This is a genomic window from Burkholderia sp. Bp9099, assembly GCF_003857805.1.
Lineage (GTDB): Bacteria > Pseudomonadota > Gammaproteobacteria > Burkholderiales > Burkholderiaceae > Burkholderia.
The window spans coordinates 227225-242227 of sequence record NZ_QTPU01000006.1 but is presented as its reverse complement, the minus strand read 5'-3'; the positions used below and the strand labels follow the sequence as shown (position 1 = coordinate 242227).

Below are 15003 nucleotides of genomic sequence, written 5' to 3'. Positions count from 1 at the left end.
GTCGGACGTGTCTGCCCGGTGATTTTGGCCGTCCGGCCAGGGCTTGCGGGCGGCAATCGTGGATCGGCTTTGACTTGGGTGCTAAGCCCATGTATAATCACGTGTTTTCCGCGCGTGGTGTGCGGAAAAATTGGATCCAGAGTGAGGTTCTCAATGTACGCGGTCATAAAAACCGGCGGCAAGCAGTACAAGGTTGCCGTTGGCGAAAAACTCAAAGTAGAACAGATACCGGCTGACATTGACGCTGAAATCACGCTCGACCAGGTTCTCGCAGTGGGCGAAGGCGAATCGATTAAGTTCGGTACGCCGCTGGTCAGTGGGGCTTCCGTCAAGGCCACCGTTGTGTCGCACGGTCGTCATGCCAAGGTCACCATCTTCAAGATGCGTCGCCGGAAGCACTACCAAAAGCACGGCGGCCACCGCCAGAACTACACTGAGCTGCGCATCGACGCGATCAACGCGTAAGCGCCTCGGTAAAGGAGCAATCAGATGGCACACAAAAAGGCAGGCGGCTCTTCCCGGAACGGCCGCGACTCCGAGTCGAAACGTCTCGGCGTGAAAGTGTACGGCGGCCAGGCGATCAACGCTGGCGGCATCATCGTGCGTCAGCGCGGTACGCGCATGCACGCTGGCGAGAACGTCGGCATGGGCAAGGATCACACCCTGTTCGCGCTGGTCGACGGTCACGTCAAGTTCGCGACCAAGGGCGCGGACAAGAAGCATCTGGTCATCGTTGTCCCGGCGGCTGCCTAAGTTCAGGCACCCACGGGCTTCGTAGCCGAAAGGCCCCGCAGTCTTCGCGGGGCCTTTTTTTATTTGGCCGCCGGGCGCATGTGCGCGCCGGCGGCTGTCGCGACACTGGCGGGCAATCGGCCGAACGGCAGATTGTTCAAGCGCGCCGGCGCGCGGCACAATAGCGGAAATACTGGTCGGAGTGACGAATGAAGTTCATTGACGAAGCACGAATCGAAGTCATCGCCGGCGACGGAGGCGATGGCAGCGCGTCGATGCGCCGCGAGAAATTCGTTCCGTTCGGCGGGCCGGACGGCGGCGACGGCGGCCGGGGCGGCAACGTCTACGCGATCGCCGACCGCAACATCAACACGCTGATCGACTACCGTTACGCGAAGAAGCACCTGGCGCGCAACGGCGAAAACGGTCGCGGCTCGGATTGCTACGGCAAGGGCGGGGACGACGTCACGCTGCGCATGCCGGTCGGCACGGTCGTGACCGACATGGATACGGGCGAGCTGATCGCCGACCTGACCGAGCACGATCAGCAGGTGATGCTCGCGAAGGGCGGCGCAGGCGGTCTCGGCAACCTGCATTTCAAGTCGAGCACGAACCGCGCGCCACGCCAGAAAACCGACGGCAAGCCCGGCGAACGGCGCATGCTGCGGCTCGAGCTGAAGGTGCTCGCCGACGTCGGTCTGCTTGGCATGCCGAACGCCGGCAAGTCGACCTTCATCTCGTCGGTGTCGAACGCGAAGCCGAAGATCGCCGACTATCCGTTCACGACGCTCGCGCCGAACCTTGGCGTCGTGCGGGTCGGCCCGAGCAAGAGCTTCGTGATCGCCGATATTCCGGGGCTGATCGAGGGCGCCGCCGAAGGCGCGGGCCTCGGCCACCAGTTCCTGCGACACCTGCAGCGCACCGGCGTGCTGCTGCATCTCGTCGATCTGGCTCCGTTCGACGAAAGCGTCGACCCGGTCGCTGAAGCGACCGCGATCGTCGGCGAGCTGCGCAAATACGACGAGGCGCTGTACGAGAAGCCGCGCTGGCTCGTCCTCAACAAGCTCGACATGGTGCCGGAAGACGAGCGCGAGGCGCGCGTCGCCGATTTCCTCGACCGTTTCGGCTGGGACGGCCCGGTGTTCGAGATTTCGGCGCTCACGGGCCAGGGCTGCGAAGCGCTGTGCTACGCGATCTACGATTACCTCGCCGAGCATTCGGACGCACATCGTGCGGCGGAAGAGGAAGATCTGGCCGCGGACGTGCGGTTCCGCGATGCGCCGCAAGCCGATGGCGGCGCGACGCCCGGCGACGACGCCTGAGCGGGCCCGACACGCACCGGGCATCGCGTCCGGTGCCTGAATTCAATTGCGCCCGGCCGGGCAGGCATCAGATACAGGAGACGGCGCACGATGCGTTCGATCATCGCGGATTCCAAGCGATTGGTGGTGAAGGTGGGCTCCAGCCTCGTGACCAACGACGGCAAGGGGCTCGATCATGCTGCAATCGGCCGCTGGGCGGCCCAGATCGCCGCGCTGCGCGCACAGGGCAAGGAAGTGGTGCTCGTCAGTTCGGGCGCGATTGCCGAAGGGATGCAGCGGCTCGGCTGGAGCAAGCGTCCGCGCGAGATCGACGAGCTGCAGGCCGCCGCCGCGGTCGGCCAGATGGGGCTCGCGCAAGTTTATGAAAGCCGCTTTACCGAGCACGATATCCGCACCGCGCAGATCCTGCTGACGCACGCCGACCTGGCCGATCGCGAGCGCTACCTGAATGCGCGCTCGACGCTGCTGACGCTGCTGCGGCTCGGCGTCGTGCCGATCATCAACGAGAACGACACGGTCGTCACCGACGAAATCAAGTTCGGCGACAACGACACGCTCGGCGCGCTCGTCGCGAACCTGATCGAAGGCGATGCGCTGATCATCCTGACCGACCAGACGGGCTTGTTCACCGCCGATCCGCGCAAGGATCCGAATGCGACGCTGGTCGCGGAAGCCAGCGCGGGCGCGCCGGAGCTCGAGGCGATGGCCGGCGGCGCAGGCTCGAGCCTCGGCCGCGGCGGGATGCTGACGAAGATCCTCGCGGCGAAGCGCGCGGCGCACAGCGGCGCGAACACCGTGATCGCGAGCGGCCGCGAAGCCGACGTGCTGGTGCGGCTGGCGGCGGGCGAGGCGATCGGCACGCAGTTGATCGCGCGCACCGCGCGGATGGCCGCGCGCAAGCAATGGATGGCCGATCACCTGCAGGTGCGCGGGCACGTCGTGATCGATGCGGGCGCGGTCGAGAAGCTGACGGCCGGCGGCAAGAGCCTGCTGCCGATCGGCGTGACTGGCGTGCAGGGCGCGTTCGCACGCGGGGAGGTGATCGCGTGTGTCGGCCCCGACGGGCGTGAAGTGGCGCGCGGCCTCACGAACTACAGCAGCGCGGAAACGAAGCTGATTCACCGCAAGCCGAGCGGCGAGATCGAGACGGTGCTCGGCTACATGCTGGAGCCGGAGCTGATTCACCGCGACAACCTCGTGCTCGTGTAACCGTTCGGCCAGGCGTCGCGAGACAGCAAAAAGCCCGCATCGCGCGGGCTTTTTGTTGTGACGAAGCGAAACGAGGCCGGGCAGCCGGCCTCGGTTGCGCGGTCAGCGCAGCTGGCTCATCGCGGTGCGGTGGAACTTGATGTTCTCGAGGATCTGCTGGGTCGTGCCCTGCGGCATCTTGTTCGCGCAGAAATAGTCCTGGTACAGCGCCGAGTGGTACGCGTTCAGCTCGCCGTTCTCGATGCGACGCCAGTCGTTCTCGACCGTGCGGTCCCAGCCGTCGTGATCCGAATTCAGGCCTGCATACTGACGCCATTCGTAGGTGTCGCAGCGGATGCCTTCGTAGTTCACGTTGCGCGCGCCGGCCGGGCTCGTGATGACGACTGCGTAGCGCACGACGCCGTCGCTGCCGACCGCGAGCGACTTCGCATCGACGGAGAACTTGAGCGGCGTGTTCTGCGACACGTTGAACGGCAGCAGATCGCCCGCTTGCGGCAGCGGCGGCAGCGTGTCGACCGGGTTTTCCTTCCAGTTGCCCTGGCGGTCCAGCAGGTACACGAACTCGCTGTCATCCTTGTTGGTCGGCGTCTTCGAATTCGCGCAACCGGCCAGCGTGGCCGCCGCGACGATCGATGCGAGCGCGAGAGCAATCGCTTTCAATATGCATTCCTCGTAAAAAAAGGGCGCGACACCAAGGTCGCGCCCGGTCATGCAGTCCGACTCGTCATTTGCCGACGATCACGCGGGGCGGCATCTCGTCGAGCGTGCTCGCCTCCACTTCGATCTCGGAACAGACCACCGATGTGTCGACAATCGTCAGCGTCTGCTGGGCCTGCGCGCCGATGACGCGCGGATAGCGCGACAGACGCGGCCCACGCGGCTTTTCGGCTCGCTGCGCCGGGCGGCGCAGGAAGCGCGACAGTTCCGTCAGCGCCAACTGATAGACATCCCGCTTGAACTCGATCACCGCATCGAGCGGCACCCAGTACTCGTTCCAGCGCCACGCATCGAACTCCGGGTGGTCGGTCGCGCGCAAGCAAATGTCGCAATCGCGTCCGACCATCCGCAGAAGGAACCAGATCTGCTTCTGGCCGCGGTAATGTCCGCGTACTTCGCGCTTGATGAACTTGTCAGGCACCTCGTAACGCAACCAGTCGCGAGTGCGGCCGATTATCTTGACGTGTTCCGGGTGCAGGCCCGTCTCCTCGTGCAGCTCCCGGTACATCGCCTGCATGGGGGTCTCGCCGTACTTGATCCCACCTTGAGGAAACTGCCAGGAATGCTCGCGGAGCCGCTTGCCCCAAAACACCTCGTTGCGCGCGTTCAAGAGGATGATGCCGACGTTCGGGCGAAAGCCTTCACGATCCAGCATACAACCACCTTCGAATCCTTTAAAATTGCTTTGATTATAAACAGATAACGGGCGCTGCGCACCGTGACGGAGCGAAACCGCGCGGGGTACACCGGCTGAATTGTCCCTGATTTGTCTGCTAAGTCATCTGCGCCATCGTCGTTCGTCGCGCGCAGCTTTTTCACCTTGAAACTTTTTCGGGCGCCCCGCCTGGGGGCGCCGTATTTGGAACCGTCCGCATGAAAGCTTCCCGTTTCTTTATCGGCACCCTCAAAGAAGCACCGGCCGACGCAGAGATCGTCAGCCACAAGCTGATGGTGCGCGCCGGCATGATCCGTCGCGTCGCCGGCGGCATCTACAACTACCTGCCGGTCGGCCTGCGTTCGATTCGCAAGGTCGAGGCGATCGTGCGCGAGGAAATGAACCGGGCAGGCGCCATCGAGCTGCTGATGCCGGCCGTGCAACCGGCCGAGCTGTGGCAGGAATCGGGCCGCTGGGAGCAGTACGGCCCCGAACTGCTGCGCTTCAAGGACCGCAAGGACAACGACTTCGTGATCGGGCCGACGCACGAGGAAGTCATCACCGACATCGCGCGCAACCAGATCAAGAGCTACCGGCAGATGCCGGTGAACTTCTACCAGATCCAGACGAAGTTCCGCGACGAGATCCGTCCGCGCTTCGGCGTGATGCGCGGCCGCGAGTTCATCATGAAGGACGCGTATTCGTTCGACAAGGACGCGGCCGGCCTGAACGAGTCGTATCGCAAGATGTACGACGCATACGTGCGCATCTTCACGCGCCTCGGCCTCGAGTTCCGCGCGGTTGCGGCCGACAGCGGCTCGATCGGCGGCAACTTCTCGCACGAGTTCCACGTGATCGCCGATACCGGCGAGGACGCGATCGCCTACTGCCCGACGTCCGACTTCGCGGCGAACGTCGAAGCGGCCGAAGCGCTGCCGCTGATCGCCGAACGCGCGGCACCCGCCGAAGCGATGGAAAAGGTCGCGACGCCCGGCAAGGCGAAGTGCGAGGCCGTCGCCGAACTGCTGTCGATCCCGCTCGAGCGTACGATCAAGTCAATCGTGCTCGCCACCGACAACGAAGGCGCCGAGCCGACCATCTGGCTCGTGATGCTGCGCGGCGACCACGACCTGAACGAGATCAAGGTGTCGAAGCTGCCGGGGCTGAAGAACCACCGCTTCGCGACCGAGCAGGAAATCGTCGAGTGGTTCGGCACGCCGCCGGGCTACCTCGGCCCGGTCGGCACGAAGAAGCCGGTGAAGGTGATCGCCGATCGCACGGTCGCGAACATGAGCGACTTCGTCGTCGGCGCGAACGAGGTCGACTATCACATCGCCGGCGTGAACTGGGGCCGCGACCTGCCGGAGCCGGACGTCGCCGACGTGCGCAACGTGAAGAAGGGCGATCCGTCGCCGGACGGCAAGGGTGAGATCGACATCTGCCGCGGCATCGAAGTCGGCCACGTGTTCCAGCTCGGCACCAAGTACTCGGAAGCGATGGGCGCGACGTTCCTCGACGAGTCGGGCAAGCCGCAGCCGATGCTGATGGGCTGCTACGGCGTCGGCGTCACGCGCATTCTCGGCGCGGCGATCGAACAGAACTTCGACGAGCGCGGCATCATCTGGCCCGAGTCGATCGCGCCGTTCGAAGTCGTGCTGTGCCCGATGGGCTACGATCGCAGCGACATGGTCCGCGAGGCCGCCGACAAGCTGTACGCGGAACTGGCCGCGGCCGGCATCGACGTGATCCTCGACGATCGCGGCGAGCGCCCGGGCGTGATGTTTGCAGACTGGGAATTGATCGGCGTGCCGCATCGCCTGGTGATCGGCGAGCGCGGCCTGAAGGAAGGCAAGATCGAGTATCAGGGCCGCCGCGACGCCGAGGCGACGCTGCTGCCGGCCGACGCGGCCGCGGCGACGGTGACGGAGAAGATCCGCGCCGCGCTCGCGCGCTAAGCGCTTCGACCGGAGGATACGGTGGAATACACCTTCCTGTCGGCCACCGTGCTCCTCGTGCTGATCACGGATCCGCTCGGCAACATCCCGCTGTTCATCACGGCGATGCGGGATGTGCCGCGCGAGCGGCGCGTGAAGCTGATCCTGCGTGAAGTCGGGATCGCGTTCGTGATCCTGCTGTTCTTCATGGTGGTCGGCGACCGCTTCCTGCGGATGATGAACCTCACCGACCTGTCGCTGCGGCTCGGCGGCGGGATCGTGCTGTTCCTGATCGCGCTGCGGATGATCTTCCCGCATCCGGACGGCGCGCTCGGCAGCGATCCGCGCGCCGGCGGTGAACCGTTCATCGTGCCGCTCGCGATTCCCGCGCTCGCCGGGCCGTCCGCGCTCGCGACGGTGATGCTGCTGACGTCGCAGGCGCCGGGCAAGATGTTCGAGTGGGTCGGCGCGCTGACGGTCACGATGATCGTCTGCGCGATCACGCTGGTGCTGGCCGAACGGATCCAGCAGTGGCTCGGCGAGCGAACCGTCGCCGCGTTCGAGCGGCTGATGGGTCTCGTGCTCGTCGCGATCTCGGTCGAGATGCTGCTCGCCGGCATCAAGGCGTTCGTGCACCAGCTGCAGATGTAACGCGTTGGTGCGTACCGACGAAAAAATGCGGCGCTCCGGGTAACCGGAGCGCCGCTTTCCATTTATATAGCGGGCAGGGCGGCGATCAGACGTTCGCGGTCAGCGCACGGATCGTCGGCAGGTTGCGCCAGTAGCCCTTGGCGTCCATCCCGCAGCCGAACACGTAGCGGTCGGGCACCGAGAAGCCGCAGAAGTCGGGATGCAGCGGTTTCGCTTTCGTGAGCGTCTTCTCGCACAGCACCGCGGACATGAAGCGCTTCGCGCCCATGTCGAGGATGCGGTCGCGGATCGCGGCCATCGTCTCGCCTTCGTCGAGGATGTCGTCGAGCACGAGCACGATGCGGTCCTTCACCGATTCGCGCGGCGCGACGCGCCAGTGCATCTCCGGGCTGCCCTGCGTCGTGTTGCGGTAGCGGGTCAGGTGGATGTAGTCGAATTCCAGCGGGAAATCGAGATGCGGCAGCAGCATCCCGGTAAACACCGCGGCGCCGCCCATCACCGAGAGGACGAGCGGGAACGCGTCGCCGATCTCGGCGCGGATCGCTTCGGCCATCCGGGCGATCGACGCGTTGACGGCGTCCGCCGAGACGATCTCTTCGGAGTGTTCGAAAATGTGGAGGGCTTCTTCGCGGTTCATGAGTTCTGGCGGGCAGTCGGTATACAAATAAGAATGAAGCAGAACGGCTGGCGCGCGCTACGGCAAAAACCCGCGCGCCGGCCGACGGGCGGAATCAGCGCATGCCGGGCATCATGCCCTTCAAGCCGCGCATCATCTTCTGCATGTTGCCGCCCTTCAGCTTCTTCATCATCGTACGCATCTGGTCGTACTGGTTCAGCATCCGGTTGACTTCCTGCACCGGCACGCCCGCGCCGGCTGCAATGCGGCGCTTGCGCGTCGCCTTGATGATTTCGGGTTTGGCGCGCTCGGCGGGCGTCATCGAGCTGATGATGCCTTCCATCCGGCGGATCGACTTCTCGGCCTGGCCCATGTCGGCGCCGGCCGCCGCCTGCTGGAACTGCGCGGGCAGCTTGTCCATCAGCGACGACAGGCCGCCCATGTTCTTCATCTGCGAGATCTGCGCGCGGAAATCGTTCAGGTCGAAGTCGCCGCCTTTCTTGACCTTGTCGGCGAGCTTCTGCGCGGCCTGCACGTCGACGCCGCGCTGCGCTTCCTCGACGAGCGCGAGGATGTCGCCCATGCCGAGGATCCGGTTCGCCATCCGGTCCGGGTGGAACACCTCGAGGCCGTCGAGCTTCTCGGCGACGCCGACGAACTTGATCGGCTTGCCCGTGATGTGGCGCACCGACAGCGCGGCACCGCCGCGCGAATCGCCGTCGAGCTTGGTCAGCACGACGCCGGTGAGCGGCAGCGTGTCGTTGAACGCCTTCGCGGTGTTGACCGCGTCCTGGCCGAGCATCGCGTCGACGACGAACAGCGTTTCGGCCGGCTTGAGCGTGCCGTGCAGCGCGGCGATTTCCTGCATCATCGCCTCGTCGATACCGAGGCGGCCGGCCGTGTCGACGATCAGCACGTCATGGTAGTGGCGCTTCGCCCAGTCGACGGCCGCGAGTGCGATGTCGACGGGCTTCTGGTCCGGCGTCGACGGGAAGAAATCGGCGCCGACCTGTTCGCTCACCGTTTTCAGCTGCATGATGGCGGCCGGGCGATACACGTCGCACGACACCGTCAGCACCTTCTTCTTGTACTTCTCGCGCAAGAGTTTCGCGAGCTTGCCGGCGGTCGTGGTCTTGCCGGCGCCCTGCAGGCCGGCCATCAGGATCACGGCGGGCGGCGTGACCGCGAGGTTCAGCTCGGCGGCCTTGCCTTCGTAGTCGCCGCCGATCACGGCGGTCAGTTCCTTCTGGACCACGCCGACGAGCGCCTGGCCCGGCGACAGGCTGCTGATCACTTCCTCGCCGAGCGCCTTTTCCTTGACCTTGGCGATGAATTCGCGGACGACCGGCAGCGCGACGTCGGCTTCCAGCAGCGCGAGACGCACCTCGCGGAGCATCTCCTGGGTGTTCGCCTCGGTAAGCCGGGCCTCGCCGCGCAGCGTCTTGACGACGCGCGCCATCCGTTGAGTGAGATTGTCGAGCATGGGGAGCGATGGACAGTGGGGCCCGAAGGCGCAACGGAACCGTACAAAAGGGAGCCGTCGCGGGAAGGGGGCCTAGTGTAAACTTCGAACATGGATATTGTACTGTATGCCCTCACCGCATTCCTGTACGGCGGCCTCGCCGTCGCAGGCTGGCGCACGCACCGCCAGGGTGCGACGCCGCTCGTCGCGAGCGTGCCGGCCGTGCCGGTGCCGGCGTCCGCCGCGTCGGGAATGAGCGGCGCCGGCCGCGCGCTGCTGTTCGCGGCGCTCGTCGCGCACGGCGTGCTGCTGCACACGACGATCTTCCCGCACGACGCGATGGTCTTCGGCTTCGCGTTCGCGCTGTCCGCGATGTTCTGGCTCGGCGCCGGCATCTACTGGATCGAGAGCTTCTTCTTCCCGCTCGACAGCCTGCGCCTGCTCGTGCTGCCGCTCGCGTGCGGCGCGTCGCTGCTGCCGCTCGTGTTCGGTGGCGTGCGGGTGCTGCCTTATGCCGCAGCGCCGCTGTTCAAGATGCACTTCCTGATCGCGAACATCGCGTACGGCCTTTTCGCGATCGCCGCGCTGCATGCGGTCCTGATGCTGATGGTCGAGCGGCGCCTGCAGTCGCTGAGGAGCGGCGGGCGCGACGGCTCGACCGGCTGGATCGCGAGCTGGCTCGAAACGCTGCCGCCGCTGCTCACGCTCGAGAAGCTGCTGTTCCGTCTGATCGGCGCCGGCTTCGTGCTGCTGACGCTGACGCTCGCGTCGGGGATCCTGTTCAGCGAGCAGGTCGATGCACGCGCGCTGCGGCTCGATCACAAGACCGTGTTCGCGGTGCTGTCGTGGCTGATGTTCGGCGGCCTGCTGGTCGCGCACAAGACGTCGGGCTGGCGCGGGCGCGGCGCCGCGCGCTGGGTGCTCGTGTCGTTTGCCGCGCTGCTGCTCGCGTATGTCGGCAGCCGGTTCGTTTTCGAGGTGCTGCTGCACCGCTCCGTGGTTTGAACGCAGGTTTCCGATGCGACAGATTCTTCTCCTGATTCTTCTCTTCTTCGCTGGTTCGTGGCTCACGCGCAAGCTGCGCCAGGCCCAGGAGCACGCGCAGGCGCGCGCCGGCCGCGGTGGCGGCAACGACGGCGCACCGGGTCCTGGCGCCGGGGCGGCACGCCCGAACGGCGACGCGCGCTCGCTGCCCGAACCGATGGTGCGTTGCGCCGAGTGCGGCGTGCATACGCCGCAGGGCGACGCCGTCGCCGCGGGCGGCGAATACTTCTGCAGCACCGAGCACGCGCAGCGCCACGGCGCACACGCGAGCGGCCACGACGCCCGATGAGCGACGCAGCGCTGCTGTCGGTCGACGCGAACGGCTGGGTGCGCGAAGCGCGCCACGCGCCGTCGCCGAATTTCGAGGCGCGGCCCGCGGGCGCGGTGCCGACGCTCGTCGTCGTCCACAACATCAGCCTGCCGCCCGGCGAGTTCGGCGGCGATGCGATCGAGGCGCTGTTCCTGAATCGCCTCGATTGCGATACGCACCCCTATTACCAGCGTCACCTGCGCGACGTGCGCGTGTCCGCGCACTTCCTGATCCGCCGCGACGGCGAACTCGTGCAGTTCGTGTCGTGCGACGAGCGTGCATGGCATGCGGGCGCGTCCGAGTTCTTCGGCCGGCCGCGCTGCAACGACTTCTCGATCGGCATCGAACTCGAAGGTGCGGACGACGTGCCGTTCGACGCGGCGCAGTACGCGACGCTCGGGGTGCTCGCACGCACGCTCGCCGCGCGCTACCCGATCGATGCGGTGGCCGGGCATTCCGACGTCGCGCCGGGCCGCAAGACCGACCCGGGTCCGCACTTCGATTGGCAACGCTTCGCGAGCGATGCCGGGTTTTCCGCCGAATACTTTCCTTTCCGTCAGCACTGATCGCAGGGTTTTTGAGCGGGCGAAATTTTTTTTTCCGACCAATGCCTTGTCGCGTCTGCCCGTCCGGGCGGCCGGGTTGATGTCAATACCTCCGGCGAAAATTCTCCGTTTTGATGTCGCCGGAATGTCCACTATACTTGGTGCCAGTTGAGCGGTTCTGTACTAGATATAGTGTGTGTCGCAGGGGAAACCCGAGCGGCACCGGCCGGCGGGCAACGCCGGCGGCCAGGGTTCTCAGTGCGGCGCGCCAGGCCGGGCGGTCCGGGCGTCGCAATCAAGCGCAGCGAACTTCGACGGGGCAGCGTACACATGACGAAGCACACGACCGGATCGGTTGTCGCGCATCGACCGAACCGGCTTCCCCGACGCATCGCTCGCCTCTTACCGCTCGCGCATCCGATAGCGCAGCGTTCGTTTTAATCCGCGGTTCTCTCCGCACCATCCAACACCAGGAGCTTTGCACATGCAAACCACCGACAACGCGACGTCCCAGTACGAGAGCGCCTCGAGCCGTCCGCTCGGCGGGACCGAACAGGGCGCGCAGGCGCTCGCGCCGCAGGCCACGTTCGCCGACTACAAGGTGATCCGCCGCAACGGCAGCGTGGTGTCGTTCGAGCCTTCGAAGATCGCGATTGCGGTGACCAAGGCTTTCCTGGCCGTCAATGGCGGGCAGGGCGCGGCATCGGCACGCGTACGCGAACTCGTCGAGCAGCTCACGCACAACGTCGTGCGCGCGCTCGTGCGCAGCCGTCCGAACGGCGGTACGTTCCATATCGAAGACATCCAGGACCAGGTCGAACTCGCGCTGATGCGCGGCGGCGAGCACAACGTCGCGCGTGCGTACGTGCTGTATCGCGAGAAGCGTCACCTCGAGCGCCAGCATGCGGGCGAGGAAGCAGCGGCAGCGGGCGGCGAGTCGAGCACCGGCATCAACGTCGTCGACAACGGCGTCACGCGCCCGCTCGACCTGAACGCACTGCGCGCGCTGATCGTGTCGGCATGCGACGGTCTCGGCGCTGCGGTTAACCCTGACCCGATCGTCGCGGAAACGGTGAAGAACCTGTACGACGGCGTGCCGATGAGCCAGGTCTACGACTCGGCGATCCTCGCTGCGCGCACGATGATCGAAAAGGATCCGGCATACAGCCAGGTCACGGCCCGCATCCTGCTGCACACGATCCGTCGCGAGATCCTCGGCGAGGAAGTGGTCCAGGCCGAGATGTCGGCCCGCTACGCGGAATACTTCCCGCAGTTCCTGAAGCGCGGCGTCGACGCCGGCCTGCTCGACGACAAGCTGCTGCAGTTCGACCTGAAGCGTCTCGGCGAAGCGCTCGACGCGAACCGCGACCTGCAGTTCGGCTACCTCGGCCTGCAGACGCTGTACGACCGCTACTTCCTGCACGTCGACGGCAGCCGCATCGAAATGCCGCAGGCATTCTTCATGCGCGTCGCGATGGGCCTGTCGCTGAACGAGATCGACCGCGAAACGCGCGCGATCGAGTTCTACAACGTGCTGTCGAGCTTCGACTTCATGAGCTCGACGCCGACGCTGTTCAACTCGGGCACGCACCGCTCGCAGTTGTCGTCGTGCTACCTGACGACGGTCGCGGACGATCTCGACGGCATCTATGAAGCGCTGAAGGAAAACGCGCTGCTGTCGAAGTTCGCCGGCGGTCTCGGCAACGACTGGACCCGCGTGCGCGCACTCGGCTCGCATATCAAGGGCACGAACGGCAAGTCGCAAGGCGTGGTCCCGTTCCTGAAGGTCGTCAACGACACGGCCGTCGCGGTCAACCAGGGCGGCAAGCGCAAGGGCGCGGTCTGCGCGTACCTCGAATCGTGGCACCTCGACATCGAGGAGTTCCTCGAGCTGCGCAAGAACACCGGCGACGATCGCCGCCGTACGCACGACATGAACACGGCGAACTGGATTCCCGACCTGTTCATGAAGCGCGTGATGGAAGGCGCCGACTGGACGCTGTTCTCGCCGTCGACCTGCCCGGACCTGCACGACAAGTTCGGCGCCGATTTCGAGAAGGCTTACACGGCTTACGAAGAGAAGGTCGCGCGCGGCGAGATCAAGCTGTTCAAGAAGATTCCGGCGCAGCAGCTCTGGCGCAAGATGCTCGGCATGCTGTTCGAAACGGGCCACCCGTGGATCACGTTCAAGGATCCGTGCAACGTGCGCTCGCCGCAGCAGCACGTCGGCGTCGTCCACTCGTCGAACCTGTGCACGGAAATCACGCTGAACACGAGCGACACCGAAATCGCGGTGTGCAACCTGGGCTCCGTGAACCTCGTCGCCCACCTGGTGAAGCAGGCCGACGGCAGCTACGCGCTCGACCACGACAAGCTGAAGCGCACGATCAGCGTCGCGATGCGCATGCTCGACAACGTGATCGACATCAACTACTACGCGGTGCCGAAGGCGCGTAACTCGAACCTGAAGCACCGTCCGGTCGGCATGGGCATCATGGGCTTCCAGGACTGCCTGCACCTGCTGCGCACGCCGTACGCGTCGGAAGCGGCGGTCGAGTTCGCCGATCGTTCGATGGAAGCGGTCTGCTACTACGCGTACTACGCGTCGACCGAGCTGGCCGAGGAACGCGGCCGCTACTCGAGCTACCGCGGCTCGCTGTGGGATCGCGGCATCCTCCCGCAGGACACGCTGAAGCTGCTGACGGAAGCGCGCGGCGGCTACGTCGAGGTCGACACGTCCGAGTCGCTCGACTGGACGACGCTGCGTTCGCGGATCGCCGCGCACGGCATGCGCAACTCGAACTGCGTCGCGATCGCGCCGACGGCGACGATCTCGAACATCATCGGCGTGTCGGCATGCATCGAGCCGACCTTCCAGAACCTGTACGTGAAGTCGAACCTGTCGGGCGAATTCACGGTGGTCAACGAGTACCTCGTCCGCGACCTGAAGGAACGCGGCCTGTGGGACGAAGTGATGGTCGCCGACCTGAAGTACTTCGACGGCATGCTGTCGCGCATCGACCGTATCCCGGCCGACCTGCGCGCGATCTACGCGACCGCGTTCGAAGTCGACCCGACGTGGCTGGTCGAAGCGGCATCGCGTCGCCAGAAGTGGATCGACCAGGCGCAGTCGCTGAACATCTACATGGGCGGCGCGTCGGGCAAGAAGCTCGACGAGGTCTACAAGCTCGCGTGGCTGCGCGGTCTGAAGACGACCTACTACCTCCGCACGATGGCAGCGACGCACGTCGAGAAGTCGACGGTCGCACACGGCGCGCTGAACGCGGTGCCGACGAGCGGCGGCTCGAGCAGCGGCGGCGCGCAAGGCGCGGCAGGCGGCTTCGGTGCAGCGGGCGGCGCAGCGTCGTCGTCGGGCGCAGTCGACGCGGCACCGGCACTCGCGCCGGTTGAAGCGGACGGTCCGGTATGCACGATGCGCCCGGGCGATCCCGGCTTCGACGAGTGCGAAGCCTGCCAGTAACGCGGCGCGCATGACCTGAAGAAGGTTCGGGCGGCGCGCACGACAACCGATCGAGGTTGAAGTGTGCGCCGCTCTCAACTAAAAAAATGATAAGGAATCTGTAACGCGGCACTCGCGTTGCAGGCAGTGACAAGCGATCGAAACATCCCCGACGACGTCGCGTTTCGATCAGCGTTCGATGCGTCGAGCGCACCTCGCGATACACGTGCGACACACGTCGCGCGCTGCATGAACGACGATGCGTTGCTCAAAGTGTTGTATCGAGGTCGCAACGCGAATCGAAAAAAGGATTTTTCGTGAGCGAGCCCTTTTATCGCTCAGGAAA

General features: G+C 65.5%; 14 protein-coding genes. 10 read left to right on the top strand and 4 right to left on the bottom strand.

All coding sequences use genetic code 11. From position 1 onward, the window contains the following. Window positions 1–153: 153 nt before the first annotated feature. From rplU to proB, 4 genes are all read left to right on the top strand, one after another. Window positions 154–465, top strand: coding sequence for a 50S ribosomal protein L21 (gene rplU / locus DIE17_RS08935; protein ID WP_006025184.1), 312 nt, complete (start codon window positions 154–156; stop codon window positions 463–465). Between the two features lie 24 nt (window positions 466–489). After that, the gene (gene rpmA, locus DIE17_RS08930) at window positions 490–753 is read left to right on the top strand and encodes a 50S ribosomal protein L27 (RefSeq protein ID WP_006476999.1); all 264 of its coding nucleotides are present in this window, start codon (window positions 490–492) and stop codon (window positions 751–753) included. A 188-nt stretch (window positions 754–941) separates the two neighbouring features. Next, complete coding sequence (gene cgtA / locus DIE17_RS08925) at window positions 942–2054, top strand: Obg family GTPase CgtA (protein WP_044844217.1); 1113 nt, start codon at window positions 942–944, stop codon at window positions 2052–2054. 90 nt (window positions 2055–2144) lie between these two features. Beyond that, on the top strand, window positions 2145–3263 hold the full coding sequence (gene proB, locus DIE17_RS08920; RefSeq protein ID WP_044844216.1) for a glutamate 5-kinase: 1119 nt from the start codon (window positions 2145–2147) through the stop codon (window positions 3261–3263). Between the two features lie 102 nt (window positions 3264–3365). Here the strand turns inward: proB and DIE17_RS08915 are convergent, their stop codons facing one another. Next, window positions 3366–3974, bottom strand: a complete 609-nt coding sequence (locus tag DIE17_RS08915) for a CNP1-like family protein (protein ID WP_044844215.1) — start codon at window positions 3972–3974, stop codon at window positions 3366–3368. Window positions 3975–3987: 13 nt separating this feature from the next. Next, window positions 3988–4635, bottom strand: coding sequence for an RNA pyrophosphohydrolase (locus DIE17_RS08910; RefSeq protein ID WP_044844214.1), 648 nt, complete (start codon window positions 4633–4635; stop codon window positions 3988–3990). Between the two features lie 218 nt (window positions 4636–4853). On the opposite strand from DIE17_RS08910, the gene DIE17_RS08900 reads away from it, so the two are divergent. After that, window positions 4854–6590 (top strand): proline--tRNA ligase, encoded by a 1737-nt coding sequence (locus tag DIE17_RS08900; protein ID WP_044844213.1) that lies wholly within the window; start codon window positions 4854–4856, stop codon window positions 6588–6590. A 21-nt stretch (window positions 6591–6611) separates the two neighbouring features. After that, window positions 6612–7220, top strand: a complete 609-nt coding sequence (locus DIE17_RS08895) for a MarC family protein (protein WP_044844212.1) — start codon at window positions 6612–6614, stop codon at window positions 7218–7220. Between the two features lie 85 nt (window positions 7221–7305). Here DIE17_RS08895 and DIE17_RS08890 read toward each other — a convergent pair whose 3' ends face one another. Together DIE17_RS08890 and ffh are read right to left on the bottom strand one after the other, a co-directional pair. Next, window positions 7306–7857, bottom strand: a complete 552-nt coding sequence (locus DIE17_RS08890) for a hypoxanthine-guanine phosphoribosyltransferase (protein ID WP_044844211.1) — start codon at window positions 7855–7857, stop codon at window positions 7306–7308. A 94-nt stretch (window positions 7858–7951) separates the two neighbouring features. After that, window positions 7952–9319 (bottom strand): signal recognition particle protein, encoded by a 1368-nt coding sequence (ffh, locus tag DIE17_RS08885; protein WP_039317379.1) that lies wholly within the window; start codon window positions 9317–9319, stop codon window positions 7952–7954. Between the two features lie 90 nt (window positions 9320–9409). Between ffh and DIE17_RS08880 the strand changes: the two genes are divergently transcribed. From DIE17_RS08880 to DIE17_RS08865, 4 genes are all read left to right on the top strand, one after another. Next, window positions 9410–10303, top strand: a complete 894-nt coding sequence (locus DIE17_RS08880) for an inner membrane protein YpjD (RefSeq protein ID WP_124488230.1) — start codon at window positions 9410–9412, stop codon at window positions 10301–10303. 13 nt (window positions 10304–10316) lie between these two features. Next, on the top strand, window positions 10317–10631 hold the full coding sequence (locus DIE17_RS08875; RefSeq protein WP_124488231.1) for a PP0621 family protein: 315 nt from the start codon (window positions 10317–10319) through the stop codon (window positions 10629–10631). Then, window positions 10628–11218, top strand: a complete 591-nt coding sequence (gene ampD, locus DIE17_RS08870) for a 1,6-anhydro-N-acetylmuramyl-L-alanine amidase AmpD (protein WP_124488232.1) — start codon at window positions 10628–10630, stop codon at window positions 11216–11218. The genes DIE17_RS08875 and ampD overlap by 4 nt, the downstream gene beginning before the upstream one ends. Before the next feature lie 463 nt (window positions 11219–11681). Beyond that, the gene (locus DIE17_RS08865) at window positions 11682–14678 is read left to right on the top strand and encodes a ribonucleoside-diphosphate reductase subunit alpha (protein WP_124520011.1); all 2997 of its coding nucleotides are present in this window, start codon (window positions 11682–11684) and stop codon (window positions 14676–14678) included. Window positions 14679–15003 lie beyond the last annotated feature (325 nt).

Coding starts and splice junctions, on each gene's coding strand:
- rplU (WP_006025184.1), top strand. CDS start 154: ATGTACGCGGTCATAAAAACCGGCGGCAAGCAGTACAAGGTTGCCGTT.
- rpmA (WP_006476999.1), top strand. CDS start 490: ATGGCACACAAAAAGGCAGGCGGCTCTTCCCGGAACGGCCGCGACTCC.
- cgtA (WP_044844217.1), top strand. CDS start 942: ATGAAGTTCATTGACGAAGCACGAATCGAAGTCATCGCCGGCGACGGA.
- proB (WP_044844216.1), top strand. CDS start 2,145: ATGCGTTCGATCATCGCGGATTCCAAGCGATTGGTGGTGAAGGTGGGC.
- DIE17_RS08915 (WP_044844215.1), bottom strand. CDS start 3,974: ATGACCGGGCGCGACCTTGGTGTCGCGCCCTTTTTTTACGAGGAATGC.
- DIE17_RS08910 (WP_044844214.1), bottom strand. CDS start 4,635: ATGCTGGATCGTGAAGGCTTTCGCCCGAACGTCGGCATCATCCTCTTG.
- DIE17_RS08900 (WP_044844213.1), top strand. CDS start 4,854: ATGAAAGCTTCCCGTTTCTTTATCGGCACCCTCAAAGAAGCACCGGCC.
- DIE17_RS08890 (WP_044844211.1), bottom strand. CDS start 7,857: ATGAACCGCGAAGAAGCCCTCCACATTTTCGAACACTCCGAAGAGATC.
- ffh (WP_039317379.1), bottom strand. CDS start 9,319: ATGCTCGACAATCTCACTCAACGGATGGCGCGCGTCGTCAAGACGCTG.
- DIE17_RS08880 (WP_124488230.1), top strand. CDS start 9,410: ATGGATATTGTACTGTATGCCCTCACCGCATTCCTGTACGGCGGCCTC.
- DIE17_RS08875 (WP_124488231.1), top strand. CDS start 10,317: ATGCGACAGATTCTTCTCCTGATTCTTCTCTTCTTCGCTGGTTCGTGG.
- ampD (WP_124488232.1), top strand. CDS start 10,628: ATGAGCGACGCAGCGCTGCTGTCGGTCGACGCGAACGGCTGGGTGCGC.
- DIE17_RS08865 (WP_124520011.1), top strand. CDS start 11,682: ATGCAAACCACCGACAACGCGACGTCCCAGTACGAGAGCGCCTCGAGC.